Here is a 15358-nt window from a genome sequence, read left to right as displayed (position 1 = left end):
TTCCGGTAATATACATTTCCATTAAATCATAGAAGGACAAGCCATGTAGCCAAGGCAATTTTATGTTCTTTGTAAACAATACTAATTGCCTAAGAATTGGTTTATTTAATAACTTATCTTCTATTTCTATACTCATATATTTTTGTCAATAATTCTGAAGCTTCGAGAATAAAGTCGCAAAGCTTATATCTTAAAACTTAAATCGCTTTCAAACTTAAATCCATATTGTAAACTGAGTGTGTTAATGCTCCAGATGAAATAAAATTTACTCCACATTGGGCATATTCTCTAATGGTTTTTTCATTTATATTTCCCGAAGATTCTGTTAAGCATTTAGTTCCTATTCGTTTTACTGCTTCTTTTGTGTCTTCAAAATTAAAATTATCTATTAGAATTCTATAAACTCCATCCGATTTAAGAATTTCATCAATTTCATTTAGACTTCTAGCTTCAACGATAATTTTTAGCTCTTTATTGTTGATTTTTAAATATTCTTTGGTTTTATTTATTGCATTGGTAATTCCTCCAGCAAAGTCGTTGTGATTATCTTTTAACATTATCATATCATACAATGCAAATCTATGGTTTTCGCCGCCACCAATTTTTACTGCCCATTTTTCGCATGCTCTAAATCCTGGTGTAGTTTTTCGAGTATCAAGAACTTTGGTATTAGTTCCTTTTAATAACTCTACAAATTTTTTAGTTTTAGTAGCAATAGCACTCATTCTTTGCATAGAATTTAAAACTAGTCTTTCAGCTTTTAATATAGATTGTGAACTTCCAGAAACATGAAAAACAATATCGCCATAATTTACTTGGCTTCCATCATGGATAAAAGTTTCTACTTTTAAATTTTTATCTACATAATTGAAAACCATTTTGGCAAATTCAACACCAGCTATAATTCCGGTATCTTTTACTAATAGTTTAGCTTTACCTTGAGCAGTTGATGGAATACATGCTAATGAAGAATGATCACCATCGCCAACATCTTCACGAATGGCATTTGAAATAATAAGTTGTAACTCGTTTTGGAATTGTGTTTCAGAAATCATAGTAATAAATTGATTGGCTAAAATAAATAAAAATGTTGATTTATTATTTTATTAAAACACTTTATTAACTAAAATCAACTTGCCAATTATTATTTTTTCGATACCATAATTGACCTTTATCAACTTCGAGCGGACAATCAAAATTATTAGAATATAATCCTCCTGTTCCTAATCCTTGATACATTTTATTTTGTTGAAGAAATGTCCATTGTGCAATTGCATTTAATCCAATATTACTTTCTAAGGCAGAAGTTATCCACCAACCAATATGGTATTTTTGTGCAAGATTAATCCATTGTTTAGCACCTTGAAATCCGCCAATCAAACTAGGTTTTAAAATGATGTATTGTGGCATAATTTTTAGCAACAATTGTTCTTTTTTTTCTATAGAAAAAACTCCAATTAACTCTTCGTCAAGCGCAATGGGAATTGGAGTGATTTTACAAAGCTCTGACATTGTGTCAGTATTGTTTTTTGCAATTGGTTGTTCAATGCTATGTATTTTAAAACCAGATAATTGATTTAATTTATATAAAGCTAAAGTTTCATTAAAAGAACCGTTAGCATCTACTCGAATTTCTATAGTTTTATCGTCAAAATTTTGTCTTATATAGTGTAATAATTCTAATTCTTTTTGAAAATCTAATGCTCCAATTTTTAATTTTATGCAACTAAATCCTTGTGCAATTTTATCTTCTATTTGATCTTTCATGAACTGCTTTTCTCCCATCCAAACCAAACCATTTATTGCAATTGACTCTGTGCCATTTGTGAAATTTGATGGAAATAAAAGAAACGGATTTTCACTTTTTAAGGATTGAAAAGCCATTTCAATACCAAATTGAATTGAAGGAAATTCTATCAATTCTTGCCATAATTTTTCTTCTCCAAGATGAATATTTTTACATGTCCAATTTAATTTTTCATGATAATCATCTCTATCATCAATACTCAATCCTCTTAAAATTCCGCACTCACCTATTCCTTTTTTACCATTGCTTTCTAGAATGATAAACCATGTTTCTTTTTGTGTTAAAACACCACGAGAAGTTCCAGATGGCTGCTTAAAGTTGAGAAAATATTTTTGACAAGTTGCTTTCAAAAAATTATAATTATTATAAATTATTCAATAACTCTCAAGATTTTCTTGAAATTATCTTTGGAAAAACCTTTTTTACCAAATTCTAAAAAATCGAATTTCACTTGTTCAATCCAAGTTTTTCCTGAAATTAAACTTTGGTTCGAATATTTTTTATGAATTTCTTTGGCTTCTGAGAGTCGATTTGTAAACATGTAAATATGAGCCAAATTTAGCTTAAAATTAATTTCAGAAGCATTTAATTTTAAACCATTATTATAAGCATCTTCGGCTTTAGAGAATTGTTTAGAAAACAAATAATAATCTCCTAGAACACCATAATCTTTATAATTTGCACGGTTTTTAGCAATCATTTCTGTTTGTATCAAATCTATTGCGTCATCAATTTTATTTTCTTTAAAGAGTTGCAATGATTTTGCTCTTATTGAATTATAATACTTTTCAATTTCGCCAGATTTTTTTAAACTTTCTTCGGTGATAAATACTATTGCTTTATTTTTTTCGATAGAGAGCATTTGTTTGTACTCGCTATATTTATATTTATTGGTAAAGTTTTCAATAAAGAAACCGTAAAACTGGTCTTTATTGGACAAATATTTTACAACTTCTTGTTTTTGAGCAATGTCTAATAATTCTTTTTTAGTAATTGAGTTCCAACCACGACTAGCTTTTTTATTTACCCAAGGAACAACTTCTAAAACTATTTTTTGGTTCATTACCCAATTATCACTTTCGAAAGCAAAATATAAATTTTCTGTAGTTTCTGATAAGCAAGTAGCATTGGTAGAAAGTAATTTTGCTTCTTTGTTGATTGGTGTGTTTTGAATTACACAAGCATTGGTAGTTTTGCCATTTTTTGTATAATTATCTGAATATAAATTGTTTATAAATACATAATATTTACATTTATCATCGCCAGATATTGTTGAAAGTAAAAAAATGGCTCCAGCTGCACCTTGACTAATTCCTGTTGGATCTGGAATTGATTTGAGAACAGAAACTAAACTACTAGATGTTTTTTGGTTGTCGTCTAGTAAAGTAATTCTATAAACAACTTCGGTTGTTCCTTCTGGAAAATTGGCTGTTTTTATTGCTTTTCTTTCGCCAGCTTTTAAAGTTATGGTTTCATTTGTGGTTCTAATATTGTCCCAATAACCATCTGAGGTTTGAGAAAACGAGATTAAAAAAGAAAATAATGAAATTATAAAAAATAGTGTGTTTTGCATTTGGATTTTATTCAATACGATTACTTGTTAGCCCAGATTGTAGTGGCATCCTTTGTTGTCTTGATTTTTTCAAGACAGCAAAGATAGAGCGCAAAGCAGGAAAATGGTTTATAACAATTCTTGTGCCATTCGCTTCAAAAAAAATAGTTACAAATTAATTGATTGACCTATTTCTAGCAGCATTAAATCTTTTTGGGCATCAAAGAATTTTTTCTTGGCTTGGTCGTGGTCAATTTCTATATATCCAAAAGTGTCATAATGCACTCCGAGTATTTTATCGCATTCTACAAAATCGGCTGCAATTATAGCATCATCAACATCCATGGTAAAATTATTTCCTATAGAAAGTATTGCTAAATCTAGCTTTGTTCGCAAAGGAATTAGTTTCATGTCATAAGTTAACGCTGTATCGCCAGAAATATAGATTTTTTTGTGTTCGCCTTCTATAACAAATCCTGCAGGATTTCCGCCATAGGAACCATCTGAAAAAGAACTTGAATGTACTGCGTTTACAATTTTTACTTTTCCAAAATCAAACTGCCAACTTCCGCCATGATTCATTGGATGGTATTTATAACCTTTATCGCCAAAATGTGTAGCAACTTCATAGGTTGAAACAATTGTTGCATCTGTGCGTTTTGCAATGGCTTCAACATCTAGAATGTGATCTCGATGAGCATGCGTTAATAAAATATAATCTGCTTTAAGTAAATTGATATCAATGTGACTCGCTTTTGGATTTGCAGTAATAAATGGATCAACTAGAATGTGTTTTCCGCTTACATCAATTGCTACACAGGCATGACCATAGAATGTTATTTTCATGATTAATTTGTATAATAAATAAAGAAATCTGACAAAAAGTAAATTAGTGATAATGACAATAGTACTGACAATAAAAAGGTGCTTAGTGCTAATCTTTTTAATTCTGGATCTAAAAGTTTTGGTTCTTTGTTTCTAGAAACTCTAACTAGGTGTGATGATAATGGCAAATATGAAATTAAAAACAAATAAATATCAAAATTAAAACCTGGATTTGGATCTCTATAATAATCAAAAATAACTGCAAAAACTAGTACTAAAACCATTGCAGAAATGACAAGTGTAAAATGATATTTTTTAGCCCAAACTCCACCATTTTTTACTACAATAGTATTTTTATTGGCTTTTCTATCTGATTCTTCGTCTCGCATGTTGTTAAGATTTAAAACTGCAACGCTTAACAATCCTATTGCTGTTGCTGGCAAAAAAAGCAACCAATCTATTTGTTTAGAAAACATAAAATAAATGCCAAAAGTGCTGACAATTCCAAAAAAAGTAAAAACAAAAACATCACCTAAACCTCTATAACCATATGGGTTTTTACCAACAGTGTATCTAATAGCCGATGCTATGGCTAGGATTCCTAAAACAAAAAACATAAAGGAATATATTAAATATTTTCCTTTAAAAGAAAAATAAATTAGCAACATTGCCGAGAAAAATGTTAGAAATGCAGTAATAAAAATTGCATATCTCATTGCTGCTGGCGAAATTAATCCGCTTTGAATGGCTCGTTTTGGACCTACTCTGTCTTGGTTATCTGTTCCTTTGATTCCATCTCCATAATCATTGGCAAAGTTGGAAAGAATTTGTAATCCCAAAGTAGTAGATAGAGCAAAAATTACAATTTTCCAGTTGAAATATCCTTGCGCCATTGCATAAAAACTACCAACCAATATTCCTGATACAGAAAGTGGTAATGTTCTAACTCGTGCTGCTTCAATCCAATGTTTCATTTTAAAAATATTTAAAAGTTTATGAGTTTAAAAGTTAATAATATTGAAATCAAATACACTTAACATTTTTTTTTAAATTAGCTTTTTTCTATGTTCTATTTTCTTTTCTCTTAAATCTACATCCAATTGCTATTTGAAGTTTCAATTTCATACAACCAAAGGTTTACGTATTCTTTAATTTTGTTATAATTCCCTAATTGAAATGATACATTACCAGCGGCTGTGTGCATTGTTAACGAACCAATATTTAGTCCTTTATGCCAAAATAGTTGTGATGTTGATATGGCTTGTATTTTCTTGATTTCTATAATTTCATTACTAATATCCCAAGAACCACTTTGTTTTATTATATGATTTTGACTTATAAATAATCTGTAATTTCTAAATCCGAAAAACAAAATTACAAGAAAAAAAATTGTGTAAGCAATTGCAAAATGTGAATACTGCAAAATTTCATTTTTTACATAATTACCAAATAAAAAAAATCCTGATAAAGGTAGTACAATTGTTAAGAAAATTGAAAAAACTAATTTCCTAAAATTGGGTTGCATCTTTGTACCTTTTTCGGGTAATTGTTTAAAAATTAATTTTAAAATTTCGTCACGTTCAATAACATTACAACCTGGTATTTCTATTTGAGATTTTTTTTGTTTCTTTTCATCACTAACTGCTTGTTTGATTTTTATCTCTAGAACATTGAGTTTTTTTTGAAAATAGTTTCTAGAAATAGTAACAATTTGAACTTTCTCTGGTTTTAATATTGTGCTTTCAGTATTTATCAATCCATATGATAAAAGCAACGAACCTTTTTGCTTAGCAATAGTAAAATTAAAAAATTTAATCAATGTTCTTCCAATATTAATAACAAAGACTATTGTAAACATTACTAAAATTAATAAAAGAATTGAATATACAATTGGATAATTATTGAATGTTTTTTCAATTTTATCGCCATCAATTACATCTTCTTTCCCAATTTGTCTTAGGTTTTCCATTATTGAAAAAAAGAAGGTTAAGATTAATCCAATGCTTTTTACATAATTAGATGTAATGCCAACTTTTATTAAACTAAGAAAATTGATTTTAAGAAATGGTTCAGTTTCAGTTTTTTGATTGTTTACTTGTACAGATTCTAAAACATCATTAAATACAACTTCCTTGTTAAGTTCATTTTCTAATAATTTAGATTTTAAAGCCAAAGCCATAGAATGCGAAATTGCTTTGATGTTTCCTTCTTTTTTATCACTACCAGCTGTATCTACATTTAATGCATAAACTCCAATAAGTCGTTGAATTAAATTTTGATGAATATTTACTTGCTGAATTTTATCAAGTTGAATTGTTGTTTTTGTTTTATTGATAATTCCGTCATTTACAACAAACTCATCATTTTTATCATCTATATAAAAGGTAAAATTTAGATATCTCAAATAAGCAATTAATCCGATAATAAATAATAACGCTATAATTCCTAGTGGAATATAAATTTTACTCACATCTTTCGCTTTAAAAAACCAAATTAACAAAATAGGTAAAAAAGCTCTTGAAAATTTCTGCAAAGAATCAATAAACATAACTAAAACTCCAATTGAAGATTGACGTTGTGGCTGATTGAAATTGGCTTCCATTATAATTGTTTTTGAATTTTACCCATCAAAAGTTGTTTTATATTTTCGGCTTCTTCTTTGGCAATTCCTGGTATTTCTATATCACTAGAACTTCCACCTGCTGTAAAAATTTCGACTTCGGCTAAACCAAAAAACCTAGAAATAAAAGTCTCATGCAAGGCAACATGTTGTACTCTGTTATAAGGAATTACCATAGTGTTGGTTGCAATAACTCCGCTTCTAAAAATTACATCATGGTTTCTAAATGCAAATGCTTTTTTCTTAAAACTTATTATTGAATAAAGCAAAATACAAATTGAAACTATTGCAGTTGCAATGCCAAGTTGTATTGAAAATTTAGTTGTTATATTTTTTGAATCAAAAAACAATAATGCAAAATAACCTACTACTAAAATTGTAATAAATAGCAATGAATTTATTATTACTACTGTTAAATATTTTGGATGCAATGCTGTTAGTTCAACATCTTCAAATTTAGGAAGTTGCTTGGTATCTATTGTTTCGTTTGTAAAATTTTCCATAAAAAAGTATAATATAATTTAAAAGATTCCTATACAATGACAAGCTCAGTGTGACAAACTATGTTAAAACTGATATTGGATATTTGTTATCTATTAACTGTTATCTGCAAACTGATTACTTAACACTGAACATTAAACTAAGGCAACCATTTTTTTTCAAAATTGGGTTTTCGCTTTTCTAAAAATGCATCTCTTCCTTCTTTAGCTTCATCTGTCATGTATGCCAATCGTGTTGCTTCGCCTGCAAAAACTTGTTGTCCAACCATTCCGTCATCAGTCAAATTCATTGCAAATTTTAGCATTTTTATTGAAGTTGGCGATTTAGCTAAGATTTCTTGTGCCCAATCATAAGCTGTATTTTCTAATTCATTATGAGTAACAACTGCATTAACCATTCCCATTTCAAAAGCTTCTTGTGCCGAATAGTTTCTTCCTAGAAAAAAGATTTCTCTTGCTTTTTTTTGACCAACCATTTTGGCTAAATATGCCGAACCATAACCGCCATCAAAACTTGTTACATCGGCATCGGTTTGTTTAAAAATAGCGTGTTCTTTGCTTGCCAAAGTTAAATCGCAAACTACATGCAAACTGTGTCCGCCACCAACTGCCCAACCTGGAACAACACAAATAACAGCTTTCGGCATAAAACGTATTAATCGTTGAACATCTAAAATATTTAATCTATGATAACCATCGTCGCCAACATAACCTTGTTGTCCACGAGCTTTTTGATCACCGCCACTACAAAACGACCAAATACCATCTTTAGAACTTGGTCCTTCTGCCGAAAGTAAAACTACACCAATAGATGTATCTTCTTGTGCATCGTGAAAAGCTTGTAATAATTCGGCTGTAGTTTTTGGTCTAAAAGCGTTGCGAACATCTGGTCTATTAAATGCAATTCTAGCAACACCATTGCATTTTTTATAGGTAATATCTTCAAATTCTTTTACTGTTACCCAATTGATTGTACTCATTGAAAAAACTATTTTTTATTAAAAATCGATTGTGAAAATAATTTGTATTATTTTAGCGTAAAAATAAACGAAAATTTAAATTTAAACAGCATAAATACTTTTATTTCATTATGAAAAATTTTATTTTCATCATTGGTTTACTTTCTTTTGGTTTTGGAAGTTTTGCACAAACTTATCAATTTCAAACTGTAAAAGACATTGATGCAAATTCAGTAATTTCTCAAGATAATACAGTAAAAGATGGTTTTATTTATAGGAGTGTTTCTTTAGTAAAATTAAAAAGCATTTCAGTTTTATTACATAAAGATGGATTAACTAAAGCTTCAAAATCTAAATTGAGTTTGTAAAAATAAAGTAATGAATAGATTTTTGTCTTCTAAAAATACTTTTACTGTACTTTTCCTTTGGGGAATTGTAGTGTTAATGCTTGTAGTTTTAGTTTTAGGATTTAAAGAAGGTAACCTCACAATATTACCAGTAATATTACTTTCATTGGTAATAGGATTTATTGTTTGGGTTTTGGTAGATACTAGATATGTAATAAAAAGACATTTTTTATTGTATCGTTCTGGACCATTTAGAGGAAGAATTGATATAGAAAAAATTCAAAAGATAAAACGACATTCAGGTTTATATGTTCCGGTTACTTTGAAACCTGCATTAGATACAAAAGGTTTTATAATTACTTATAACACCTTTGACGATTTGTTCATATCACCAATAAAAAGTGATATTTTTCTTGAAGAAATTAGAAAAATAAATCCGAAAATTGAAATTGTTTAAGTAATTCTGTATTTATTCTTTTACAAGATAAATTCCATCGTCTTTTATTTCGATTAATTTTTCTTTATACAAAAGTCCAATTGCTTTTTTAAATGTTTTCTTACTCATTTTTAAAACAGTTTTTATGTCTTCGGGATTTGAATTATCATTCAATCTCAAGAAACCTCTACTTGCTCTTAACTCATTAAGAATAATTTCTGAATTTGGTTCAATGTTTTCAAAACCTTGTTTGTTTAAAGCTACATCAATTTTTCCGTCAGGACGAACCAATTTTATGAAACCTTTCATTTTGTCGCCAGTTCTAATAGAATCATCATAAACTTCATCTTTATAAACTAATCCTTTGTGAATTTGATTGATGATAACATTAATTCCAATATCTGTAATATGAGAAATAATCAAATCTACTTCTTCACCTTTTTCTACAGAAATAGTTTCGTTATCTAAAAACTGATTGGTTTTGCTTGAAGCTACTAATCTATTAGTTTTTTCATCCATATAAAGATAAACCAAATAGCGTTTTCCTTTTTCCATTGGTCTTGCTTGCTCTTTGAAAGGTACAAGAATATCTTTTTCCATTCCCCAATCCATAAAAGCACCAACTTGGTTGATATAATTTACTCTTAAAAGTGCAAATTCATTTAAAAAAATATAAGGTACAAGTGTTGTTGCAACTGGTCTTTCTTCATGGTCAAGGTATACAAAAACCGTTATTTCTTCGCCAATTTCAAATACTTTTGGAACATATTTATTAGGTAATAAAACATCCTCTTTTCCATCTGTTAGAAATAAACCAACCTTAGTATCTCTATCTATTGTTAATGTATTGAATTGACCAATTTTCATAATCTAAAAGTAATTTTGGCAAAGGTACGAAAATGAATTATGAATTGTGAAATATCAATTAATCGAATATCATGAAATTGTTTATATTTGGATTTATTATAAAAAACAGATGCCAAACAAGGACCAAAATACAATCCAAGCCGAAGAAGAAGATTATTTATTTATAAAAACTTCGCAACTTAAAAATTCTGGCAACGGATTATTTACAGCAATTGATATTTATAAAGACGAAATAGTCACGATTTTTAAAGGCGAAATTTTATCAAATGTTGAAGCTGAACTTAGAACTAAAAATAAATCGAATCAATATTTTATGAATCTTTTAGATGGAAGTATTTTAGATTGCAAAAACAACAATTGTTTTGCGAAATATGCCAATGATGCAACAGGATTTATAAAATCAGAATTTAAAAACAATTGTAAAATAACCTTAGATGAAGATGAAAATGTTTGTTTAATTGCCATTAGAAAAATAAAATCAGGCGAAGAAATTTTTTGTGATTATGGAAAACGATATTGGAAGATGCATAAATAATCAAATATAGTACGACCAATTATGATTTATAATTAATTGTAAAAAATAGATAATAATTATTTTGAGTATTGTTAATATTTACTTTAGGAATTAAACCTACTGCAATGTCATTGTAATTAAAGAATAAAATTTTCATTTGCAATGGTAATGAAATTAAATGTTTCTTATCTTCTTGAAAATGATTTGTTAAGTGAAGATACCCAATTCCAATTTCTGGTTGAATCGATATTGACTTTGACAAATCAAACTCTTTCCCAATTAATATATCAGATTCTAAAAAAGCTTGGAAATAACCATCTTTATTATTTATGTTTTTACTAATTCCAAATCCAACAAAAAAATTAGTGCTATAAATTAGATATTTATCATTAAACGTGACTTCAACACCAGCAGTAAGTCCATTTTCTTTCCACTTTTTAATATTCGAATAAACTCCTGTTGCAAAATCAACTGTAAGTTTTTCTTTTTGCTTTTTTTGCGAAAACAAAATTATTGGTAGTAAACAAAATAGTAATAAAAGTTTTTTCATGTTTAAATTTTACAAGTAAAGATTACACCAACTCTTTAAAATACTGCAACAAAACCTTATCATTCTCTAAAGTTGGTGTAAAAACTTCTAATAAACTTGGTTTTTCGTTTTGAGAAAACATCGTTTCTATACCTTTTTCTAACGATGTATCATTACTTGCAATATTATATTCAAATCCATACATTTTAGCCAAATGCTCTGCAGTTAGACAGTGTGATGTTTCGAAAAAAGTAGTAAAAACTGGAGTTTCATCATGACCAGGAAGAATTCTAAAAATACCTCCACCACCATTATTTATTAGAATAATTTTAAAGTTTTTAGGAATATAGTTGTTCCATAATGCATTGCTGTCATAAAGAAATCCAATATCACCTGTTATTAAAACTGTTGGTTTATTGTTTGCATTTGCAGCTCCAATTGCGGTTGAAGTACTTCCATCAATTCCGCTTGTACCACGATTGCAAAATACTTCTATCTTAGAATTAATAGAACTTAATTGTGCATATCTAATTGCCGAACTGTTACTAATTTGTAACTGGCAATGTGGTGGTAATTTTGGTAATATTATATCAAATGCTTTTAAATCGGTAAATGGTATTTTGCTTAAATATTCTATATGTTTTTTTAAACGCAAATTTTTAACTTCAAGATTTTTATGTTGATAATCACTTTCTACAGAAGTTATTTTTTGAAAAAATGTATTAAAGAATGTATTGGGTGAAACTTCAAAATGCTTTGTTAAACAACCAAATGTGTCATAAGCACGAACCTCATCAATGTGCCAATGTTGCTTGGGTTTATATTTTCTTAAAAATGTTTTTATTCTTTTAGAAACAATCATTCCTCCAAATGTTACTAAAATATCTGGCTGAAATTCTAGAAAATCATCATTAGAAAATGGAGTAATAATGGTATCAATATTGGTAATAAAATTTTGGTGATGTGCATTTGATGTAACTTCGGTCATGACAACAATTGAATTTTCATTTCCCAATACATCCAAATATTTTTGCTCAATTTCATTTGGATTTAATCCACCAATTACAATTAGTTTCTTTTTACTTAAATTCCAATCTTTTATATAAGTTGAAAAGTCTTCAATTTCAGAATTTATTAGTGTGCTAGATATAATTTTTGGATTTATAGAAATTTCAGAAACCGTTTCATATAATGGTTCTTCAAATGGTGCGTTGATATGAACTGGTCCTTTTTTTGTAATTGAATTATTAATAGCTTCATTAATCAATAAATCATTTTCATCAGAATGAAATTCATTTAAATTGGCATTAAAAACTGAATGATTTGCAAACACATTTTCTTGCCTAATAGTTTGTCCGTCGCCAATATCTATTTTGTTTTTTGGTCTGTCTGCCGAAAGTACTATTAATGGAATTTCACTATAAAATGCTTCAGCAAAAGCTGGATAATAATTCAATAATGCAGAACCAGAAGTGCAAACAACTGCTACTGGTTTATTAATTTGCTGTGCAATTCCTAGAGCGAAAAAAGCAGCACAACGTTCATCTGCAATACTATAACATTTAAAATAAGGATTGTTTACAAATCCAATAGTTAAAGGTGCATTTCTAGAACCAGGAGAAATTACAATATGCTGAATTTCTTTATTTCGAAAAATTTGGATAATTGCTTGTGCTAGTTCTATTTTTGGATAAATCATTTTGGTAAGTTACAACGTACAAAGTTACAAAGTTGCAAATGATTTTTATACTTTTGTATAACAAATATTAGTAATGGATATAGAAATTAGACCTTATATTGCAGAAGATGCAATTGCCATTTTAGAAATCATTAATTATAATATTCTAAATTCGACTTCATTGTATGATTATAAACCACGAACATTAGAAAATCAGGTTTTAATATTTGATGATAAAATAAAAAAAGATTTTCCTATAATTGTTGCTACTAATAATAACAATGTTGTTGGTTTTGGATATTATAGTGAGTTTAGGTTTCGCGAAGCATATAAATTTACAGTAGAACATTCTGTTTATGTAAACAACGATTTGCATGGAAAAGGAATTGGAAAACTAATTATGAAAAACTTAATTGAGTTGGCAAAAGCTCAAAATCTTCATACTATGATTGGTGTTATTGATTCTGAAAATTTGAGCAGTATTGATTTTCACGAAAAATTTGGTTTTGAAATTGTAGGAACAATTAAAGAATCTGGTTTTAAATTTGAGCGATGGTTGCACAGCGTTTTTATGCAAAAGATGTTGTAATAAAAAAGCGATTTTCAAATTGAAAATCGCTTTTTTATAAAATATAAAGTACTAATTAACTTGTTATCCATTTAACGATTTCAGAATCTGTTGGTAAAACTTTAGGAGAAATCACTTTATCCAATTCACCTTTTTCGTTAATTAAATATTTTTGAAAATTCCACTCTACTTCACTGTCTTGGAGACCATTTTTTGATTTTTGAGTTAAAAACTGATACAATTCATGCATTGTTTTTCCTTTTACAGAAATTTTACTCATCATAGGAAATGTAACTCCATAATTGCGTTGGCAAAACTCACCAATTTCCTTATTTGTTCCTGGTTCTTGCTGACCAAAATTATTAGCAGGAAAACCAACTATTACAAAATTTTTATCTTTATATTGTTCATAAAGCAACTCTAATTCTTTATACTGTGGCGTAAAACCACATTTTGAAGCAGTATTAACTATAAGTATTTTTTTTCCTTTTAAATCAGCAAAATCAAATTCCTTACCAGATAAATCTAGAACTTTAAATTGGTATATATTTTCTTTAATCATTTCATTTTTTGCGTTTTTATTATCTATATCTATCGAGGTTGCTTCGGCAAGTTGAATGTTTTGTGCATTCATTTGAACACATATAAAAAGAACTAAGACAATAAATTTTTTCATAATATTATTTTTTTTTTATAAAAGTAATTAAAAAAATAAATATAACAAAAAACCCAATAAAAAAAGTTGGGCTTTTCAACAATATGACAAAACAAACTATTAATTATTATAGATTTTCAATTACTTTAGATAAATTTGGTCCTAATTCAAATGAACTGCTTTTTAAATCTTCTTTTATTGGCTTTACTTTTTCAAGAAGATTATTGGCTTTATAAATGGTTGCTAAATGATAATTTAATTTTGGTTCAAATGATTTTCCAACTACATATTTTTGCTCAATTTCTAATGCTTTTTTGATTTCACCAAGATTATAATATGACCAAGCAAGTAAATCATAAGAATCTGGAGTTGGTCTATTTTCAATTTCTATTTTAGAAATTTCTAGTGCTTTATTTACCGTTAATTTATCTTCTGCATATAGTATTGTGTTGTATTTATTATACATTGCACCATAATTGTTTTGGCTTAGCATTGTAAAATAAGCCACTACATTTTGGTCTTTAGCTATTGGGTTATTTTCATATTTAGCAATTTCAGATTTAAACAAATAAAAATCTGGCGAATTGTGTTTTACAGAAATTTTGTCAATAATTCTTTTAGCTTCGGCGGTATTTTTTTCATGAGAAAAAGTAATCCATGCAATTCCTTTTAATGCATAAGAATTATTAGGATCAATTGATAAAGTTTTTAAATAATAATTGTAAGATTCTTTAATATTTCCTGCATGTCCATTCATGTCGCCAAGATTAGAATAAGACCAAACTTTTAATGTTTTATTGTTATTAAATTCGGCCTGTTCTTTAGCTTTTTCCATCAAATTAATTGCCGATTTCAAATCTCCTTTATGATCATTCCATTTTGCAAGTCGCAATAAATAATCAAAATCTTTAAAATTTTTTATTTTTGTTAATGCTTTGTCAGCTTCAGTGTAGTTTCCTAATTCCATTTGAACATCAAAAAGTAGTTTTTGAGTTTCAAACATACCATCTCCAATTGCAAGTGCTTTATTTGCTAAAACTAATGCTTCTTTAAATCTATGTTGCGTTATATAATTTCTTGCAAGTGAGCGAATTGCTCCAGTATTTGAATATTTTAATGCTTCGTTAGATTTAATAAGTAATTCTTCTGTTTTATATAAATATTCTATTTTTGCAGATTGCTCAAAAAGAATAGAATAGTTAGTAGCAATTTGATTTAAAAAACTAATTTGATTTGGTGCTGCATCATATTTTTTTTGCCAAAAAGCGATTTCAGCTTTTGCAAAATCAATACTTTTATTTTCTTTTATTTCAAGAAAATTATTATAATCTTTTTGGTTTGTAATATTAGTAGTTACTTGTTCTGATTCTTTTTTACAACTAATAAGTATAAATGTTGAAAATAAAATAGATAATATGGTTAAAGGTTTCATGCTGTTTTGTTTTTGTTTATTGTTGTAGGTATAAAAAAAACAAAGCGCATTTAGGGAAATGCGCTCTGA

The 15358-nt window shown here is 28.0% G+C and carries 17 protein-coding genes; 4 read left to right on the top strand and 13 right to left on the bottom strand.

Annotation, left to right across the window (positions count from 1 at the left end; genetic code table 11):
• Nucleotides 1–197: 197 nt before the first annotated feature.
• The 8 genes from nadC to ACH2BO_RS09035 all read right to left on the bottom strand — a co-directional run bounded on the left by nadC (nucleotide 198) and on the right by ACH2BO_RS09035 (nucleotide 8284).
• Nucleotides 198–1055, bottom strand: coding sequence for a carboxylating nicotinate-nucleotide diphosphorylase (gene nadC, locus ACH2BO_RS09070; RefSeq protein WP_395044429.1), 858 nt, complete (start codon nucleotides 1053–1055; stop codon nucleotides 198–200).
• Between the two features lie 64 nt (nucleotides 1056–1119).
• The gene (locus tag ACH2BO_RS09065) at nucleotides 1120–2157 is read right to left on the bottom strand and encodes an o-succinylbenzoate synthase (protein ID WP_395044428.1); all 1038 of its coding nucleotides are present in this window, start codon (nucleotides 2155–2157) and stop codon (nucleotides 1120–1122) included.
• Nucleotides 2158–2177: 20 nt separating this feature from the next.
• Nucleotides 2178–3380 (bottom strand): tetratricopeptide repeat protein, encoded by a 1203-nt coding sequence (locus ACH2BO_RS09060; RefSeq protein ID WP_395044427.1) that lies wholly within the window; start codon nucleotides 3378–3380, stop codon nucleotides 2178–2180.
• A gap of 147 nt (nucleotides 3381–3527) precedes the next feature.
• Entirely contained in the window at nucleotides 3528–4205 is a 678-nt protein-coding gene (locus ACH2BO_RS09055; RefSeq protein WP_395044426.1) for a metal-dependent hydrolase, read from the bottom strand.
• Nucleotides 4206–4207: 2 nt separating this feature from the next.
• Complete coding sequence (gene menA / locus ACH2BO_RS09050) at nucleotides 4208–5158, bottom strand: 1,4-dihydroxy-2-naphthoate octaprenyltransferase (RefSeq protein ID WP_395044425.1); 951 nt, start codon at nucleotides 5156–5158, stop codon at nucleotides 4208–4210.
• Between the two features lie 116 nt (nucleotides 5159–5274).
• Entirely contained in the window at nucleotides 5275–6786 is a 1512-nt protein-coding gene (locus ACH2BO_RS09045; RefSeq protein ID WP_395044424.1) for a PH domain-containing protein, read from the bottom strand.
• Nucleotides 6786–7307: a PH domain-containing protein gene (locus tag ACH2BO_RS09040; RefSeq protein ID WP_395044423.1), complete on the bottom strand. Its 522-nt coding sequence runs from the start codon at nucleotides 7305–7307 to the stop codon at nucleotides 6786–6788. The genes ACH2BO_RS09045 and ACH2BO_RS09040 overlap by 1 nt, the downstream gene beginning before the upstream one ends.
• Nucleotides 7308–7444: 137 nt before the next feature.
• Nucleotides 7445–8284 (bottom strand): 1,4-dihydroxy-2-naphthoyl-CoA synthase, encoded by an 840-nt coding sequence (locus ACH2BO_RS09035; RefSeq protein WP_395044422.1) that lies wholly within the window; start codon nucleotides 8282–8284, stop codon nucleotides 7445–7447.
• A gap of 110 nt (nucleotides 8285–8394) precedes the next feature.
• Between ACH2BO_RS09035 and ACH2BO_RS09030 the strand changes: the two genes are divergently transcribed.
• Both ACH2BO_RS09030 and ACH2BO_RS09025 read left to right on the top strand, forming a co-directional pair.
• Nucleotides 8395–8631 carry a hypothetical protein gene (locus ACH2BO_RS09030; RefSeq protein ID WP_395044421.1) on the top strand — a complete coding sequence of 79 codons (237 nt, stop codon included), beginning with the start codon at nucleotides 8395–8397 and terminating at the stop codon, nucleotides 8629–8631.
• Between the two features lie 10 nt (nucleotides 8632–8641).
• Nucleotides 8642–9067 (top strand): PH domain-containing protein, encoded by a 426-nt coding sequence (locus tag ACH2BO_RS09025; protein WP_395044420.1) that lies wholly within the window; start codon nucleotides 8642–8644, stop codon nucleotides 9065–9067.
• A 12-nt stretch (nucleotides 9068–9079) separates the two neighbouring features.
• Here the strand turns inward: ACH2BO_RS09025 and ACH2BO_RS09020 are convergent, their stop codons facing one another.
• Nucleotides 9080–9913 carry a S1 RNA-binding domain-containing protein gene (locus tag ACH2BO_RS09020; RefSeq protein WP_395044419.1) on the bottom strand — a complete coding sequence of 278 codons (834 nt, stop codon included), beginning with the start codon at nucleotides 9911–9913 and terminating at the stop codon, nucleotides 9080–9082.
• Between the two features lie 109 nt (nucleotides 9914–10022).
• On the opposite strand from ACH2BO_RS09020, the gene ACH2BO_RS09015 reads away from it, so the two are divergent.
• The gene (locus ACH2BO_RS09015) at nucleotides 10023–10448 is read left to right on the top strand and encodes an SET domain-containing protein-lysine N-methyltransferase (RefSeq protein ID WP_395044418.1); all 426 of its coding nucleotides are present in this window, start codon (nucleotides 10023–10025) and stop codon (nucleotides 10446–10448) included.
• A gap of 19 nt (nucleotides 10449–10467) precedes the next feature.
• Here ACH2BO_RS09015 and ACH2BO_RS09010 read toward each other — a convergent pair whose 3' ends face one another.
• Both ACH2BO_RS09010 and menD read right to left on the bottom strand, forming a co-directional pair.
• Nucleotides 10468–10977 carry a hypothetical protein gene (locus ACH2BO_RS09010; protein WP_395044417.1) on the bottom strand — a complete coding sequence of 170 codons (510 nt, stop codon included), beginning with the start codon at nucleotides 10975–10977 and terminating at the stop codon, nucleotides 10468–10470.
• A gap of 22 nt (nucleotides 10978–10999) precedes the next feature.
• A complete protein-coding gene (gene menD, locus ACH2BO_RS09005; RefSeq protein WP_395044416.1) occupies nucleotides 11000–12655 on the bottom strand; it encodes a 2-succinyl-5-enolpyruvyl-6-hydroxy-3-cyclohexene-1-carboxylic-acid synthase in 1656 nt (551 codons plus the stop codon).
• 73 nt (nucleotides 12656–12728) lie between these two features.
• Between menD and ACH2BO_RS09000 the strand changes: the two genes are divergently transcribed.
• Nucleotides 12729–13223: a GNAT family N-acetyltransferase gene (locus ACH2BO_RS09000; protein ID WP_395044415.1), complete on the top strand. Its 495-nt coding sequence runs from the start codon at nucleotides 12729–12731 to the stop codon at nucleotides 13221–13223.
• A 55-nt stretch (nucleotides 13224–13278) separates the two neighbouring features.
• Here the strand turns inward: ACH2BO_RS09000 and ACH2BO_RS08995 are convergent, their stop codons facing one another.
• Both ACH2BO_RS08995 and ACH2BO_RS08990 read right to left on the bottom strand, forming a co-directional pair.
• Nucleotides 13279–13878 (bottom strand): glutathione peroxidase, encoded by a 600-nt coding sequence (locus ACH2BO_RS08995; protein ID WP_395044414.1) that lies wholly within the window; start codon nucleotides 13876–13878, stop codon nucleotides 13279–13281.
• Nucleotides 13879–13984: 106 nt separating this feature from the next.
• Nucleotides 13985–15289 carry a tetratricopeptide repeat protein gene (locus tag ACH2BO_RS08990; protein WP_395044413.1) on the bottom strand — a complete coding sequence of 435 codons (1305 nt, stop codon included), beginning with the start codon at nucleotides 15287–15289 and terminating at the stop codon, nucleotides 13985–13987.
• Nucleotides 15290–15358: the final 69 nt, after the last annotated feature.

Origin of the sequence: Flavobacterium sp., assembly GCF_043773265.1 — a bacterium.
GTDB lineage: Bacteria > Bacteroidota > Bacteroidia > Flavobacteriales > Flavobacteriaceae > Flavobacterium.
This window is presented reverse-complemented; position numbering and strand designations above follow the sequence as displayed.